This window comes from Candidatus Pelagibacter sp. (assembly GCF_052049975.1).
In the GTDB taxonomy this organism is placed as follows: domain Bacteria; phylum Pseudomonadota; class Alphaproteobacteria; order Pelagibacterales; family Pelagibacteraceae; genus Pelagibacter.
Genome location: NZ_JBNGYZ010000001.1, coordinates 56,686 through 70,822 on the forward strand (window position 1 = coordinate 56,686; position 14,137 = coordinate 70,822).

The 14,137-nt window shown below is 30.3% G+C and carries 17 protein-coding genes; 4 read left to right on the forward strand and 13 right to left on the reverse strand.

Annotated elements, in window-relative coordinates; all coding sequences use genetic code 11:
* Nucleotides 1-23 precede the first annotated feature (23 nt).
* Nucleotides 24-1,016, forward strand: a complete 993-nt coding sequence (locus ACTT9U_RS00175; RefSeq protein WP_440931180.1) for a type IV pilus twitching motility protein PilT — start codon at nucleotides 24-26, stop codon at nucleotides 1,014-1,016.
* A 4-nt stretch (nucleotides 1,017-1,020) separates the two neighbouring features.
* On the opposite strand, the gene ACTT9U_RS00180 is transcribed toward ACTT9U_RS00175, so the two are convergent.
* On the reverse strand, nucleotides 1,021-1,329 hold the full coding sequence (locus ACTT9U_RS00180) for a hypothetical protein (protein WP_440931181.1): 309 nt from the start codon (nucleotides 1,327-1,329) through the stop codon (nucleotides 1,021-1,023).
* Nucleotides 1,330-1,492: 163 nt separating this feature from the next.
* On the opposite strand from ACTT9U_RS00180, the gene ACTT9U_RS00185 reads away from it, so the two are divergent.
* Nucleotides 1,493-1,663, forward strand: a complete 171-nt coding sequence (locus ACTT9U_RS00185; RefSeq protein WP_440931182.1) for a hypothetical protein — start codon at nucleotides 1,493-1,495, stop codon at nucleotides 1,661-1,663.
* On the opposite strand, the gene ACTT9U_RS00190 is transcribed toward ACTT9U_RS00185, so the two are convergent.
* The 5 genes from ACTT9U_RS00190 to ACTT9U_RS00210 are packed head-to-tail and all read right to left on the reverse strand — an operon-like array spanning nucleotide 1,664 to nucleotide 5,756.
* The gene (locus tag ACTT9U_RS00190) at nucleotides 1,664-2,050 is read right to left on the reverse strand and encodes an ATP-binding protein (protein ID WP_440931183.1); all 387 of its coding nucleotides are present in this window, start codon (nucleotides 2,048-2,050) and stop codon (nucleotides 1,664-1,666) included.
* Nucleotide 2,051: 1 nt separating this feature from the next.
* Nucleotides 2,052-2,813: an ABC transporter permease gene (locus ACTT9U_RS00195; protein ID WP_440931818.1), complete on the reverse strand. Its 762-nt coding sequence runs from the start codon at nucleotides 2,811-2,813 to the stop codon at nucleotides 2,052-2,054.
* Nucleotides 2,809-3,744, reverse strand: a complete 936-nt coding sequence (locus tag ACTT9U_RS00200; protein WP_440931184.1) for an ABC transporter ATP-binding protein — start codon at nucleotides 3,742-3,744, stop codon at nucleotides 2,809-2,811. Before ACTT9U_RS00200 ends, ACTT9U_RS00195 begins: the two co-directional genes overlap by 5 nt.
* A 49-nt stretch (nucleotides 3,745-3,793) precedes the next feature.
* Nucleotides 3,794-4,585 (reverse strand): type 1 glutamine amidotransferase, encoded by a 792-nt coding sequence (locus ACTT9U_RS00205; RefSeq protein ID WP_440931185.1) that lies wholly within the window; start codon nucleotides 4,583-4,585, stop codon nucleotides 3,794-3,796.
* Between the two features lie 7 nt (nucleotides 4,586-4,592).
* Nucleotides 4,593-5,756, reverse strand: a complete 1,164-nt coding sequence (locus ACTT9U_RS00210) for an iron-containing alcohol dehydrogenase (RefSeq protein ID WP_440931186.1) — start codon at nucleotides 5,754-5,756, stop codon at nucleotides 4,593-4,595.
* Between the two features lie 70 nt (nucleotides 5,757-5,826).
* Here ACTT9U_RS00210 and ACTT9U_RS00215 point away from each other — a divergent pair, with 70 nt between their 5' ends.
* Both ACTT9U_RS00215 and ACTT9U_RS00220 read left to right on the forward strand, forming a co-directional pair.
* Complete coding sequence (locus ACTT9U_RS00215; protein WP_440931187.1) at nucleotides 5,827-7,203, forward strand: aldehyde dehydrogenase family protein; 1,377 nt, start codon at nucleotides 5,827-5,829, stop codon at nucleotides 7,201-7,203.
* A complete protein-coding gene (locus tag ACTT9U_RS00220; protein WP_440931188.1) occupies nucleotides 7,204-7,959 on the forward strand; it encodes an SDR family NAD(P)-dependent oxidoreductase in 756 nt (251 codons plus the stop codon).
* Between the two features lie 45 nt (nucleotides 7,960-8,004).
* Here the strand turns inward: ACTT9U_RS00220 and ACTT9U_RS00225 are convergent, their stop codons facing one another.
* From ACTT9U_RS00225 to ACTT9U_RS00255, 7 genes are all read right to left on the reverse strand, one after another.
* Nucleotides 8,005-9,081, reverse strand: a complete 1,077-nt coding sequence (locus ACTT9U_RS00225; RefSeq protein WP_440931189.1) for a C4-dicarboxylate ABC transporter — start codon at nucleotides 9,079-9,081, stop codon at nucleotides 8,005-8,007.
* Nucleotides 9,082-9,192: 111 nt separating this feature from the next.
* The gene (locus ACTT9U_RS00230) at nucleotides 9,193-10,530 is read right to left on the reverse strand and encodes a TRAP transporter large permease (protein WP_440931190.1); all 1,338 of its coding nucleotides are present in this window, start codon (nucleotides 10,528-10,530) and stop codon (nucleotides 9,193-9,195) included.
* Nucleotides 10,531-11,040 (reverse strand): TRAP transporter small permease subunit, encoded by a 510-nt coding sequence (locus tag ACTT9U_RS00235; RefSeq protein ID WP_440931191.1) that lies wholly within the window; start codon nucleotides 11,038-11,040, stop codon nucleotides 10,531-10,533.
* Between the two features lie 45 nt (nucleotides 11,041-11,085).
* On the reverse strand, nucleotides 11,086-12,537 hold the full coding sequence (locus tag ACTT9U_RS00240) for a sodium:solute symporter family transporter (protein ID WP_440931192.1): 1,452 nt from the start codon (nucleotides 12,535-12,537) through the stop codon (nucleotides 11,086-11,088).
* Nucleotides 12,538-12,702: 165 nt separating this feature from the next.
* Nucleotides 12,703-12,993: a hypothetical protein gene (locus ACTT9U_RS00245; RefSeq protein WP_440931193.1), complete on the reverse strand. Its 291-nt coding sequence runs from the start codon at nucleotides 12,991-12,993 to the stop codon at nucleotides 12,703-12,705.
* A gap of 1 nt (nucleotide 12,994) precedes the next feature.
* Entirely contained in the window at nucleotides 12,995-13,504 is a 510-nt protein-coding gene (locus ACTT9U_RS00250) for a pentapeptide repeat-containing protein (protein WP_440931194.1), read from the reverse strand.
* Nucleotides 13,505-13,550: 46 nt separating this feature from the next.
* Entirely contained in the window at nucleotides 13,551-14,135 is a 585-nt protein-coding gene (locus ACTT9U_RS00255; protein ID WP_440931195.1) for an FMN-dependent NADH-azoreductase, read from the reverse strand.
* Nucleotides 14,136-14,137: the final 2 nt, after the last annotated feature.

The following is a 14,137-nucleotide window of genomic DNA, read 5'->3' on the forward strand; positions in this document are numbered from 1 at the left end:
ACTTTTAGAGCATCTAAGCAATAATGAGTCTTCAAGATAAATTAAAAACTTACCCCAAAGAGTATGATTTATCAGATATTCACATTCGATCGAATCAACCATTTGCAATTAGAGAAAATGGAGAAATAAAAGTTTTTAGCAATGATGTAATATCAAGACAAGACATTGAGTCTTTTTGGAAACAATCTTTAGATAAGGCGCAGTATGATTATTTAATTACTAACGGTGATTTAGACTTTGCAGTTGTTGTTGATGGACAAAGATTTAGAGCGAACGGTTATTACTCATCATATGGCCCAAGTATGGTTTTAAGAAAAATCATTAGTGAAATTCCAAACATTGAAAAGCTAGGTTTACCACCAGCTGCGCATGAATCTATAACACATAAAACAGGTTTAGTTCTTGTTACAGGCCAAACTGGTTCAGGAAAATCTACTTCTCTTGCTGCAATGATTGATCAAATTAATTCTCATAGAGCAGAGAATATAATTACTATTGAAGATCCTATTGAATTTGTTCACCCTGCAAAAAAAAGTATTATCTCACAAAGGGAAGTTGGAAAAGATACAGGAAGTTTTGCTAAAGCTTTAAAATCTGCATTAAGACAAGACCCTGATGTGATCTTAGTCGGTGAGATGCGAGACCTTGAAACTATTTCATTAGCTTTAACAGCTGCAGAAACTGGTCACTTAGTGTTTGGAACTCTTCATGCAAGTAGTGCATCATCAACAATCACAAGAATACTTGATGTGTTTCCACCTGCACAAAAAGAACAAGCCCAAACGATGTTAGCAGGGTCTATTAGATTGGTAATGTCGCAACAACTTTTGAAAAGAAAAGGTGGAGGAAGAATTGGTTGTCATGAGGTAATGACTGGAACTCCTGCTATAAGAAATTTAATTAGAGAAGGTAAAACAGAACAAATTCAATCAACTCTCCAAACATCAGCTAAAGATGGGATGTTCACGATGGAAAAATGTTTAGAGGGACTTAAATTAAAAAAGTTAGTTGAGTAAAATTTTACTTTGCGCCTTGCACAAATCTTTGCTGAGGTTGAGTAGCTTTAAATTTTCCAGTACCAGTGCAATTATTTTTTGTTGTTTCACCTAAACCTCTATTTTTGCTTGAAGGATTTGGATTATTTTCCCCCTCACAAGTTAATTCTAAATTTATTTCACCAGTAATCTCAACATTAACTTCCCTAAATTTGATACCACTTGCAGTAGACTTTGTAATTATATTGTTATAAAAATAGTTAGCAGCAACAAATGCAACAAATGCAATTAAAAAAGTTTTTATGTCTTTAAATTTTTTATTAAAATTTTTCATACTTATTCTTATTATATCTAATTTTTCGCAAACTTCTAATGCAAATATTTATCAATTAAGTTGTAAGAATAAAAAGAATTCAACTACTTGGGTATTTTCAAATAAAAGAAAACAGGTAATTTTATCAAAAGTAAATAGTGCAAAAACAAAAGTAAATTTCAAAATGGATAGACAGACACCAGGTTCATTTACTTCTAAAGGAAATTTTAATGGATATGAAACTAATGTGACATATACAAAAAAAACTAATGAACTTGCAATTTTGCAAAGAGCGCTTAGAGGATCAAATCAATTTTATAAATGCACTGAACCAAAGTTACTTAAAGAAGAATAATCAAAAAACTAAAGTCAACAGAGTTCCACCATCATCTTGATGTTCGTAACTCATTTTTTTTGCAATGTTTTTAATAAAATGAATGCCCAGACCACCAGGTCTAACATCATGTAATTCTCTTGGTTTTATTTCTGAGGATGACACACGAGTTCCAAAATCTCGAAGTTCAGCTTTTAAACTATTTTCAGAAATTTTTTCTAGTTTAATTATGATTTTCCTAGTTTTATCAAAATCATATGCGTAACGAATAATATTTTGTAAAGCCTCATCAACTGCTAATTTGACTAAAAAAACATCTATTTTTGAAACGTTTTCATTACAAAAATTTTCAATACTTCTTCGTACATTTTTTAATTCAGCGGGATCAGATTTAATTTCTAATATCATTTTAATTTTTAATATTGTAACCTTTTTTTAAAAGAACGCTGACAACAGTTACACAGATTAATAAAAAAACTACCATTGATGTAACACTTATCCATATATTGAAATCAGATACCCCATAAAAAGAAAATCTTAAACCATTAATCAGATAAACTACTGGATTAAAATATGTTATCATTTGCCAAAATGGAGGTAACATATCTAAAGAGTAAAGACTTCCTCCTAAAAAAACCATAGGCGTTATTACTAAAGTTGGAATAATAGACATCTGTTCAAAATTAGAACTCATTAATCCAATTAAAAAACCAAACAAAGCAAAAGTAAAAGCAACAAGTAATAATAGAAAAATCATAAGAAAAGGATATTGAACTTCAACATCAACAAAAAAATTGGATGTAATAAAGATTATCAGTCCTACTATGAGTGTTTTAGTTGCTCCTGCACCAACAAAAGCTAAAACAATTTCAAAAGTAGAAATTGGAGCTGCTAAAATTTCATAAATGGTTCCATTAAATTTAGGAAAAAAAATACCAAACGAAGTGTTACTTATTGATTGAGTTAGTAATGTTAACATCAATAAACCTGGAACAATATAAGATCCATAACTTACACCATCAATATCTTTTACATATCCTCCAATTACAGAACCAAAAACAATAAAATAAAGAGAGGTAGATAAAACTGGAGATAATATTGATTGCATTAATGTTCTTCTAAATCTATCCATCTCATGTAGATAGATTGCTTTAAGTGCGTAAAAGTTAATTCTCATTTTTTTCCTTAACTAAACTTACGAATATTTTCTCTAAAGTACTTTGCTCAGTTTTTAAATCTTTCAACTTTAATCCGGCATCTTTAATATCTTGTAATAAAGTGGTTATACCTGTTTGTTTAGCTTGTACATTATATGTATAATCTAAAGCCATATTGTCATTAACAAGTGAAAGATTGTATTGATCTAAAACTTTTGGGATTTCATTTACTTTTTCTTGAAGTTCTACGGTAAGTTTTTTATGACCCATCTTTTTTAAAAGCTCTTTTGTCTTATCAACAACAATAATTTCTCCTTGATTGATAACACCTACTCTATCAGCTATTGCTTCAGCTTCTTCTATATAGTGAGTTGTTAAAATAATAGTTACCCCTGTCTTTCTTAATTCTTCAACTACTTTCCACATATCTTGTCTTAATTCTACATCAACACCTGCGGTAGGCTCATCTAAAAATAAAATAGAAGGCTCGTGTGAAAGAGCCTTTGCAATAAGCACTCTTCTTTTCATCCCACCTGACAATTGTCTTAGTCTTTGATCTTTTTTATCCCAGAGACTTAATTGTTTTAAAATTTTTTCAATATGATCAGGATTTGGTTTTTTTCCATACAAACCTCTTGAATATGAAACATTATTAAAAACTGTTTCAAAAGACTCCAGCGTCAATTCTTGGGGCACTAGTCCTATTCTAGATCTCGTTTCTCTATAATCGTCAATTATATCAAAACCATCAATCGTAATTTTTCCATCTGACGGTTTTACTATTCCACATATGATGCTAATCAATGTAGTTTTACCTGCACCATTAGGTCCAAGCATTGCAAATATTTCACCTTTTTTAATTTCAAGATTTATAGTTTTAAGAGCATTAAAACCATTATCGTATGTTTTAGATAAATTATTTATTGAGATTTCAACACCAGACATTGTGGCATATATAATTGTAATTGATAATTATACAATAAATTATTGTTGATTAATCTTTAATAAATTTCAACCAATTTCTTATTTCAAAGGTTTTATTTTCAAAACTTAATTTTTTATCCTCTTCTTTTATAACAGAAATATGTTTTGAAAAATCATCATCATTTTTAAAATAATTATTATTAAGTAATTTTTCTTTTCTTAAATTTGTAAGATTTATTGTTTGCTTATATTCGTAATCAGAATGATACTGCATACCCCAAACAACACTATTCTTATAATTAATGTTTAATCCCATCACATCGTTTACAGAATTACTAGCAAGTACAATTGAGTTTTCTGGTATCTCACAAACTTCATCAAAATTAAAAGCAGGAGTATTAAATTCATTTTTTTTACTTTCATAAAGTGGGTGTCTTAAGCCTGCTTCATTAATCTTAACTGATTTTGCTATACCCATATGAGCACCATTTTTTCCTTTGTTAACTTTTCCGCCTGCAGCCACAGAACAAACTTGTAATCCCCAACAAATTGCTAGAATTTTTTTTCCACTTTCCAAACATTCTTTTGCAAATTTAATATGTTTTTTTATTTCTTCAGACATATCATTCAATCTCATTGCACCACCTGTAAATGCAATTCCATCGTAACTATTAATCTTATCTAAAGCGGCAGAACTTTCTTTATCATTGCCAGGATGAATAATTTCAATATTTGCTTTTGGCTCAAATTTTAAAAATAAGTTTTTTAAATTTTCTGATACTTTTGCGCCAGCAGCCTCAATGAACATTTTAGAGTCTTGTTCAATATTTCCTTCAACAATTAAAATATCTAAATTTTTCACTAGAAATTTAAAATAATTTACCAGACATACTGTGTTCGTACATTACTTTCATGTCAGCGACAGTTAGCTTTTTTGGATTTCCTCCTGTAGAAGGATCTTCTAGAGCCATTTTTGATAAACGATCTATATCAAAGTCATCATCTTTTATTACATCTGAAAGTTTATGAGGAATATTCAAATCTTCTCTTAACTTCAAAGTCCAATTTATAAACTCATCAAAAGATTTAACTTTAAATTCAAGGTAATCACAAATTTTAATTATCTTATTTTCAATCACATCTTTATTAAAAGTTAAAACATAAGGCATAAAAATTGCATTTGATAATCCGTGATGAACGTTGTTTAAAGCATTCACTGGATGGCTTAATGAGTGGATTGCACCTAAACCTTTTTGAAAAGCAGTAGAACCCATACTTGCGGCAGTAAGCATATTCATTCTTGCTTCAACATTTTTTCCATCGTTAACTGCAACCAGTAACCACTTGTTAATTAATCTCATTCCTTCTAAGGCAATCCCATCTGCCATTGGATGAAAACCTGGGGCACAAAATGCTTCAAGATTATGTGCTAAAGCATCCATTCCAGTTGCTGCAGTAATTTTTGCTGGAAGACCTAGTGTCAAATGTGGATCTAAAATAACTATTGATGGTAAGAATTTTGGATGAAAAATAATTTTCTTAACTCCAGTATCTTCGTTCAAAATTACGGAAGCTCTTCCAGTTTCAGATCCAGTTCCTGCAGTAGTTGGAACTGCAATAATTGGTGCAATTTTATCAGAGTCTGCTTTAGTCCAATTATCACCTACATCTTCAAAATCCCATATAGATAAAGATTGACCAGACATAAATGCAATGGCCTTACCTACGTCTAAACCACTACCTCCACCAAATGCAATGACACCATCACAATTATTTTTTTTATAACTTGAAACTCCTTCTTCAACATTAGTACCAGTTGGATTACCAACTACATTTGAGTATAATTCAACTTTAAAACCTTCTTTTTTTAAATTCTCTAAAGTACTTTTAACTATATCAGCCTCTGCTAACCCTTTATCAGTTACTAGTAGAGGTTTTTTAATATTTAAATTTTTACAAGCTGCACCTAAATCTTTAATTCTATTCTCACCTACCCACATTGTTGTTGGGTAATTCCAATTATATTTTTGCATGTTATTATTTAGTGTTTGTTAATTTGATGTTATATATATCACTTTATTAAACAAATTTAATCAAATTTTTATGCAACAAACAATTACGCCAATAGATAACACAGTCTATATCGAAAGAGAATATAACTCTGATAAAATTGAAAATACAATTACTAGCTCAACTAATGCACAGATAGGTTGGTATAATTTAGGTGTTAAAGAAAGAGTTAATTTACTAAAAAAATTTGTTGATGATTTTTTATCAAAAGAACAAATAATTTCTGAGGAGTTAAGTAGACAAATTGGCAGGCCTATTTCACAAGCAGTTGGTGAATTAAAAGGTTTTAAAGAAAGAGCAGATTACATGCTTTCTATTGCAGAGAAAAAATTATCAGACATTGATGTTACTAAAGACTCAAACTTTAAAAGTTTTATTCGAAGAAGAGCTTTGGGAGTAGTGTTTGTTATTGCACCTTGGAATTATCCCTATTTAACAGCAGTTAACTCTATTATTCCAGCTTTGGCTGCTGGGAATACAGTTATATTAAAACATTCTGCACAAACACCTTTATGCGCAGAACAGCTTTATGAGTCTGCAAAAAAAACACTTCCGAAAGATGTTTTTAATTATTTACACCTTAATCATAAAGATGGATTAAAAGTTGTTTCTGATAATAGAATAAATTTTGTATCTTTTACTGGATCAGTTAAAGCAGGTTACGATGTGCAAAAAGCAACCCATACTAAATTTATTGATATGGCTTTAGAGTTAGGTGGAAAAGATCCTGCATACGCAAGATATGATTGTGATTTAGATAAAACAGTTGAAAACTTAGTTGATGGATCTTTTTTTAATTCTGGACAATCTTGTTGTGGAATTGAAAGAATTTATGTTGATGAAAAAATTTATGATAATTTCTTAGAAAAGTTTATTTCACTTTCTTATAATTACAAACTTGGTAATCCTCTTGAAAAAGAAAACAACCTAGGCCCTGTAGTTAAGTTATCTGCTGCTGAATTTATAGTTAATCAAATGGAAAAGGCAGTAAGCAAGGGTGCCAAAAAAATGATTGATGAAAATAAATTTAAATTTCCTAAAGAACATAAAAATTATCTAGTTCCTCAAGTTTTAACAAATGTAAACCATGAAATGGATTTTATGACTGAAGAAACATTTGGTCCATGTGTTGGAATAATGAAAGTTAAAAATGAAGATGAAGCTGTAAGTTTAATGAATGATAGTCCTTACGGTTTAACAGCATCAATTTGGACAAATGATATAGAGATTGCTGAAAGAATTGGTAATCAAGTTCAAACTGGAACTTTCTTCATGAATAGATGCGATTATTTAGATCCAGCTTTATCTTGGACGGGTGTTAAAGAAACTGGAAAAGGTTGTTCACTATCTGAAATAGCTTACGAAAAACTAACTTCACCAAAAAGTTTTCATTTAAGAAAAAAACAATAAATGCAACTTAATTTTAAAGGTAAAAGTGCTGTTGTATCTGGAGCTAGTGGTGGTATGGGGTTAGAAGTTTCAAAATCCCTATCCAAAAGTGGTATTTCAGTTTTAATGTTGGATGTCAAAGCTCCAGATAAATCCTTTTTAAAAAAAAATCAAAACTGTGTTTTTAAAAAAGTAGATGTTACCAATTTAAAAAAACTTAAATCTGAAATTGATTATTTTTATAAAAAAAACAAGAGTATTGACTATTTAATTAATACAACAGGAGTACTGTGGTTTGACAAAGATGTTTCTGCTGTGGATATTCAAAATACTACTTGGGACAAAGTTTTTGAAATTAATCTTAAGTCAATGATGTATTTATCAAAGATTATTGTGCCATTAATGAAAAGAAATAATTTTGGATCAATGGTGCATATTTCTTCAATAGATGCTTTATCTGGTGATGACAAGCCACAAGATGCTTATGGCGCTTCAAAAGCTGCAATGATTAGATTATCAAAATCTCTAGCAATACAATTTGCATCAAATAATATTAGATCAAATATTATTTTACCTGGACCTATTGAAACTGGAATGCAAAAAAGATGGAAGAAAAATCCAAAAGCTAAAAAGAATTTGGAGAAGTTTATACCTCTTAATAGAGTTGGAAAACCTTCAGATATTTCAAATGCTTGTGTATTTTTGTTAAGTGATGAAGCTAGTTATATTACTGGAACTGAAATAACTGTTGATGGCGGTTTAACGTCAAAACCTTAATTTAATTAGGCGCCCTTTTTTTAAAGGCGCCTAAAAATATATTTTTTATCTATAAGGATATCCTGCTTTTTCCATTGTTTGAGCATATAATTTAAATGCATCAACAACTTTTTTAGCACGTGGACTAATCTTAGAAGTTTCGTCCCAGAACTCTTTAGAGTCTTCTACAACCTGACTCCACTCATTAGCTGGTAAGCTTGTTAATTCCATCTTCTTACCATTAACACGTAGATCAGCTTCTCCACCCCAGTACCATACTTGTCTATAGTAATGTGAATCATTAATAGACATTCTGTATAATGCTTGAAGTTTTGGACTTAACTTGTCCCAGCTTTTTTGGTTTGCAAAATAAGAACCAAACCATGCACCAGTTACAGAGTTAGTTAGTGCATATTTACATATATCTGCCCAACCGACTTCATAAGCTTCTGTAAAGCCACACCAGCAAACACCATCAAGTTCTCCTGTTTGCATAGCAACTTCAACATCATCCCATGGTACAATTACTGGAATTAATCCGTATTTTGCTAAGAACTTACCTGCAGTAGGAACACCAAATACACGTAGTCCTTTCATGTCAGAAAGTTTAGTTATTTTTTTATTTACAGTGAATAAATGACATGGGTCCCAAGCGCTAGTACTTAGCCATTGAACACCATCAACCTCACTGTAAGCTTCGTCCCATATTTCATTTAAACCATAATATTTAAATAAAGAAGGAACATCTAAGCTGTACCTAGTTGCAAATGGGAAATATCCACCAAATACTTGAATATCTACTGGTGAACCCATTGTAGCGTCATCACTCTGAACTGCATCAATCGTTCCAGCCTGCATTGCTCTGAAAAGCTCATCAGTTGGAACAAGTTGGTCAGCGTAATAAAGCTCAATTTCCATTTCTCCATAGGCTGCTTTATTAAATGCCTCAATTTGTGGTTTAATTACGTGGGCGCCTAAAGGAGCTCCAGAATAAGTTTGAAGTCTCCATTTAATAGGGTTTGAAGCTGCATAAACATATGGAGCTTTAACCGTCGCCGCACCAGCTGCCCCTAAAGTAAGAAGACCAGCTTTTTTAATAAACGAACGTCTTTTATTAGTGATTATTTTTTTCTCTTTTTTCACAAGGTTTCCCTCCCTTTCAATCCAAATACTATAATAAATTGAAATTTGATTAAACTAAATTAAATACGGAATTGTGCAGTTTGTTGACACAATATATACTTGAAGTTGTATTTATCTTGATAAATATTTTTCAGGTAAGTAAGTAGCAATTTCAGGAAATATCATAACAATTGCCAATCCAAAAACCATTACCAGCACAAATGGTATAATTGATCTATATATATCAATTAAAGTAATTTCTTTTGGAGCCATTGCTCTCATCAAAAATAAATTATATCCAAATGGTGGCGTCATGTAAGCAATTTGACAAGTGATAGTATATAAAACTCCATACCAAATAGGATCAAACCCTAATGCTATTATCAAAGGCACATATAATGGAGCAACAATCACCAACATAGCAGTGTCATCTAAAAACATTCCCATGATGATATAAGAAAGCTGCATCATAATTAGTACACCCCAAGGTGATAAATTCCATTTCTCAATAAATAAAGTTTCAATTGCTCTTCCAGCACCAAGACCATCAAAAACTGCTCCAAAACAAAGTGCTGCAAGAATTATCCACATAAACATACAAGAAACTCCCAAAGTTTTTCTTAATGTTTTTTCTAATACTTCTTTATTGAATCTTTTTTTATAAATCGCGGCTAATGTTGCTAAAAAAGCACCAACTGCTGAACACTCTACTAAACTAGCAATTCCCATTAAAAAAAGTCCTGTCATTAAAAAGAAAATTACAAAAGGAATAATTCCAGCTTTTAATAATTTTAACTTTTCAATTAATGGAATATCTCTTTCTTTTTTTGGTAACACTGGTCCAAGTTCTGGCTGTAGCCTGCATCTTATGTATATATAAAGTATAAATAGAGAAGCCATTAATACACCTGGTAATAAACCAGCCATCCATAATTTGCTTACAGGTTGTCTTGCTATCATTCCGTATAAAACCATTACTACACTTGGGGGAATTAAGATTCCCAAAGAACTTCCTGCTTGAACGACACCTGTGATCATACGTTTATCATATTTCCGTTTCAACATTTCAGGCAAAGCTATTGTTGCTCCAATTGCCATTCCAGCAACACTCAAACCATTCATGGCTGATATAGCAACCATCATAAACATTGTGCCGATAGCTAATCCCCCTCTTAAACCTCCCATCAAAACATGGAACATTTTGTACAAATCATTTGCAATGCCAGACTCTGAAATCATAAATCCCATGTAAATAAAAAGTGGTAATGTTAACATTGGGTACCACTTGAAAAGTTTCCAAGTAGCGGTGTAAGGCATCTCTATTGAACCATCGCCCCATATCAATAATGCAGAAGCTGTAGCTACAAATCCAATTGCGCCAAATACTCTTTGACCAGTGAACATCATTGTTAACATTGTTATAAACATGAACAATGCTATAAATTCATAACTTAAATATTCTGCTAACATTTAAATTTTTTTATTCCTTATTTTTGCGATATCTTTAAACAAAGTTGAAAATGCTTGTAGCAACATTAATAATATTCCAATTAACATTAATGTCTTAATTGGCCAAACATAAGGTGCCCAAGCTGTAAATAATTTTTGTTTTGTTTTGATAGTGTATTGAAGACTAGTGATAGATCCATAAAAAAGAATTGCTAAATAAAAAATTAGAAAACCACTAGTACATATATCCATAATTGCTTTTCCTCTTTTTTTTAATCTTCCATAAAATAAATCCATTCTCACATGATCGTCCGTGATCATAGAATATCCACCGCCTAAAATATAATAAGCTGTGATTGTAAATTGAGCCATTTCAATAATCCAAAGAAGAGGAAAATTAATAATGTTTCTAGTTACGAATGACAAAATTAACAAAAACATCATGAAGAATACCCAGTACATTACAAATCTTCCAACTTTCTCACAAATAAAGTCAACGAGATGCACGTAGTATCTAATTAATTTTGGCATAATTCTTTCTGAACAATTAATTTATATTTGATATAAAAATTTGATTCAACCTTGTAAAAATTTTTTTAATTTCAAATAAAGAATTGGAACGATTGTGGCAGTTATAAATGAGAGAAACAGCAAAGACTGCGTCACGAAAGTACCAAAAAATTCTTTAGATATCAATGTACCTACAAGTAGACTTTTTGAAAAATCTGGTGATGGGAATAATAAAAAACCAACTAATAATCCAACAACAATTGCTTCATAAGCATTTTTCTCATTAATCTTTTTGTCATAAAAACTGTAAAATATTGTCAATACAAAAGCACAACAAAACAAATCTGCTAATAAAAATAAGTATAAAATACTAAAACCTTTAGAGGCTACAAAAAATGCAATTAAAGATAATCCTATGATTATATATTTAGATAACTTTAAATAATCAGTCTTATTTCTTAAATTAAAAGTTGCTTTTCCATCAACTACTATCAGACTTGATATTGCATTAATTAAAGTATCAATTGTAGAAATCGTTAGAGCTAAAGCTAAAATAATTATTAATAGTGATAGATATTTCGTATTTTCGTTCAATAGAAGTGAAAAAAAACCTAAATCAGGAATTATTTGCGGGTCTTTTGAAATTGCAACTAATCCAGTAAAGCCCATAAAAAATACTATAGGTACGATAATAAAAAAAGAAACTAAGAGACTTATCTTAAGCGTTTCGTAGTTTTTTGCAGCATAAACTCTTTGCCAATTACCTTGATGAAACAAATTTGTTGCTGCAACAGCAATAAAAAAAGTTAATCCAGCAGTATAACTAGGTATATAATTCGAACTAATTAAATGAGGATTTTTATCCTCAATAAATGACAAAGAAAATTGATCTGCATTAAAATTTAATATGTAATTAAATGAAATTATTAATAAAATTAAAATCACTATCATTTGAATATTATCTGTAAAAATAGAAGCTCTTAAACCTCCGTATAATGTGTATATCAATGTCGAGATCATAATAACCAAGGCCGTAATCCATAGTTCAGTACCTGAAATATAGTTTATCAAAAAAGCAACTGCTGTTAGTTCTGCACACAAAAAGATAAACATATAAAATATGCTCATTAATAAAACTAATTTAAATAAACTTTTGCCAAACTTTTTTTTTACAAATTCAATTAAAGTTGATCCTTTTGAAAACTCTTTTCTAATTTTCTTTCCAAGAAAGATAAATGCTATCATGGGGAATGCTGTTCCCAATGCGTAGCCAATTACAGCTCCAATTCCACCCCAGGTAGCTGCAGAGGCTGGACCAAATAAAATCCATGCTCCCAAAGCAGAAGCAACTAAGCTCATAGTCAAAGAAAATGATTTAATATTTCTATTTGCTGTTAGATAATTTGATAAACCTTTGAATTGTTTAGAATAATAAATTCCTAAAAAACTAAAAATTAAACTGATAGATATAACTAATAAAAGTGAACTTGATTGATTAATTAAATAATTGTTTTCCATTTTTCCCTTTCTGAATTACCGGACAGGTTCTTAGGGTTTAATCTCAGTCAATTTTGACACCCCTTAAAGAAATATTAGTTTAAATTAAATATTTTTCAATAAGATAATAAAGAGTAAATATTATCAAAGAAATACAGATCATTATAAATACTTTTTCTTGGTTGCTCATGCTCTTTTGTTTTCCATAATCTCGATCATACATTGAGTTGCATACTCTCGCCACTCAGTGGAAGATTTATTTTTTAAACTATTTAAATGGTCTCTATTGTTGTTTATATCCTTTTTATGTTTAATTTTATCTGCTTGCTCTAACTGTGCTTCCATATTATCAAGATTATTCTCCATTGCCTTAATCCAATCATTTCCTAATTTAACACATTTTTCATCATCTTTTTCATCACATATTTGTTTGAAAAAATTAAAAATAACATCATCTGTTTTATTTAAATTTGACATTCTATTTCTTACATTCTCCAATAGATTGGGTTCCACACTTTTCACCATCAGTCCAATTTGCACCAATTAAATTAGCTCCCTCAAAATTTGCATTAATTAAATTAGCTGAAATTAAATTTGCTCCCATTAAATTTGCATTTTGAAAATTTGCTTCAATTAAAGTAGAGCCCATAAGATCTGCATTTGTTAGATTTGCACCTGTGAAATTAGTTTTTTCAAAGTTTGCTCCGATCATTACAGACTCGTATAAATTCGCTCGATAAAAAGTGGACTCTGGAAAAGTTCCAAAAGACAAATTTGAATTCATCATTATACTTTTATCAAAATTGACTTGAATAAAACTTGTAAAAGATAGATTGGAATTTGGCAGATAGCTACCCTGTAAATCTTGACCATCAGAAAATCTACATTTTGAGTAATCAACTCCATCGGCTATTGGATCATCACAAGCAGAATTTGCTGGTGTTAAAAAGGAGAATAACAAAGCTATTAGTAATATAACTTTTCTCATATTTAAAATTAACACAAAATATATCTAAAACAATCTTGTAAAAAATTTAAATTTCTAAATCTTTAATTTGTTGCTCTGCATCCCTAATTGATTTTTCATAATCAAGGGCCATTTGATCAGCGCTGACAACATTAATTTTTTCAATTCCAAAAAAGTTTAAAATAAATTTTAACCAAGGAGTAAGAAAATCTTCATTGCTATTTAATTTGGTTCCTCCAGAAGTAATGACTAGATAAGCTTTTTTGTTTTTTAACAAACCTTCTCTTCTGCCATTAGGCTTAAATCTAAAAGTTTCTCCAACTCTGGCTGCAAGATCAGACCATGCTTTTAGGGTTGCTGGAGGCCCATAGTTATATATCGGTGCTGATATAATTATAACATCACTTTCTTTTAGTTCTGCTACTAATTTATCAGATAACTCGAACATTTTTTTGTGTTCTGTTGTTTGATCTTTTTCTTCAATGTTCATTCCAGACTCAGTTAATCCAGATACAAAAAGCATTTCATCATCAAGATCTCTATAAATTATTTCATCACCAGGTTTTTTTATTTTATCTAAAAGTTTTTTAGCAAGAGCACGTGATGTAGAGCCTTTTTTTCTTGCACTTGAATCTATTTGATAAATTTTCATAC

Coding starts and splice junctions, on each gene's coding strand:
- ACTT9U_RS00175 (WP_440931180.1), top strand. CDS start 24: ATGAGTCTTCAAGATAAATTAAAAACTTACCCCAAAGAGTATGATTTA.
- ACTT9U_RS00180 (WP_440931181.1), bottom strand. CDS start 1,329: ATGAAAAATTTTAATAAAAAATTTAAAGACATAAAAACTTTTTTAATT.
- ACTT9U_RS00185 (WP_440931182.1), top strand. CDS start 1,493: ATGGATAGACAGACACCAGGTTCATTTACTTCTAAAGGAAATTTTAAT.
- ACTT9U_RS00190 (WP_440931183.1), bottom strand. CDS start 2,050: ATGATATTAGAAATTAAATCTGATCCCGCTGAATTAAAAAATGTACGA.
- ACTT9U_RS00200 (WP_440931184.1), bottom strand. CDS start 3,744: ATGTCTGGTGTTGAAATCTCAATAAATAATTTATCTAAAACATACGAT.
- ACTT9U_RS00210 (WP_440931186.1), bottom strand. CDS start 5,756: ATGCAAAAATATAATTGGAATTACCCAACAACAATGTGGGTAGGTGAG.
- ACTT9U_RS00215 (WP_440931187.1), top strand. CDS start 5,827: ATGCAACAAACAATTACGCCAATAGATAACACAGTCTATATCGAAAGA.
- ACTT9U_RS00220 (WP_440931188.1), top strand. CDS start 7,204: ATGCAACTTAATTTTAAAGGTAAAAGTGCTGTTGTATCTGGAGCTAGT.
- ACTT9U_RS00230 (WP_440931190.1), bottom strand. CDS start 10,530: ATGTTAGCAGAATATTTAAGTTATGAATTTATAGCATTGTTCATGTTT.
- ACTT9U_RS00235 (WP_440931191.1), bottom strand. CDS start 11,040: ATGCCAAAATTAATTAGATACTACGTGCATCTCGTTGACTTTATTTGT.
- ACTT9U_RS00240 (WP_440931192.1), bottom strand. CDS start 12,537: ATGGAAAACAATTATTTAATTAATCAATCAAGTTCACTTTTATTAGTT.
- ACTT9U_RS00245 (WP_440931193.1), bottom strand. CDS start 12,993: ATGTCAAATTTAAATAAAACAGATGATGTTATTTTTAATTTTTTCAAA.
- ACTT9U_RS00250 (WP_440931194.1), bottom strand. CDS start 13,504: ATGAGAAAAGTTATATTACTAATAGCTTTGTTATTCTCCTTTTTAACA.
- ACTT9U_RS00255 (WP_440931195.1), bottom strand. CDS start 14,135: ATGAAAATTTATCAAATAGATTCAAGTGCAAGAAAAAAAGGCTCTACA.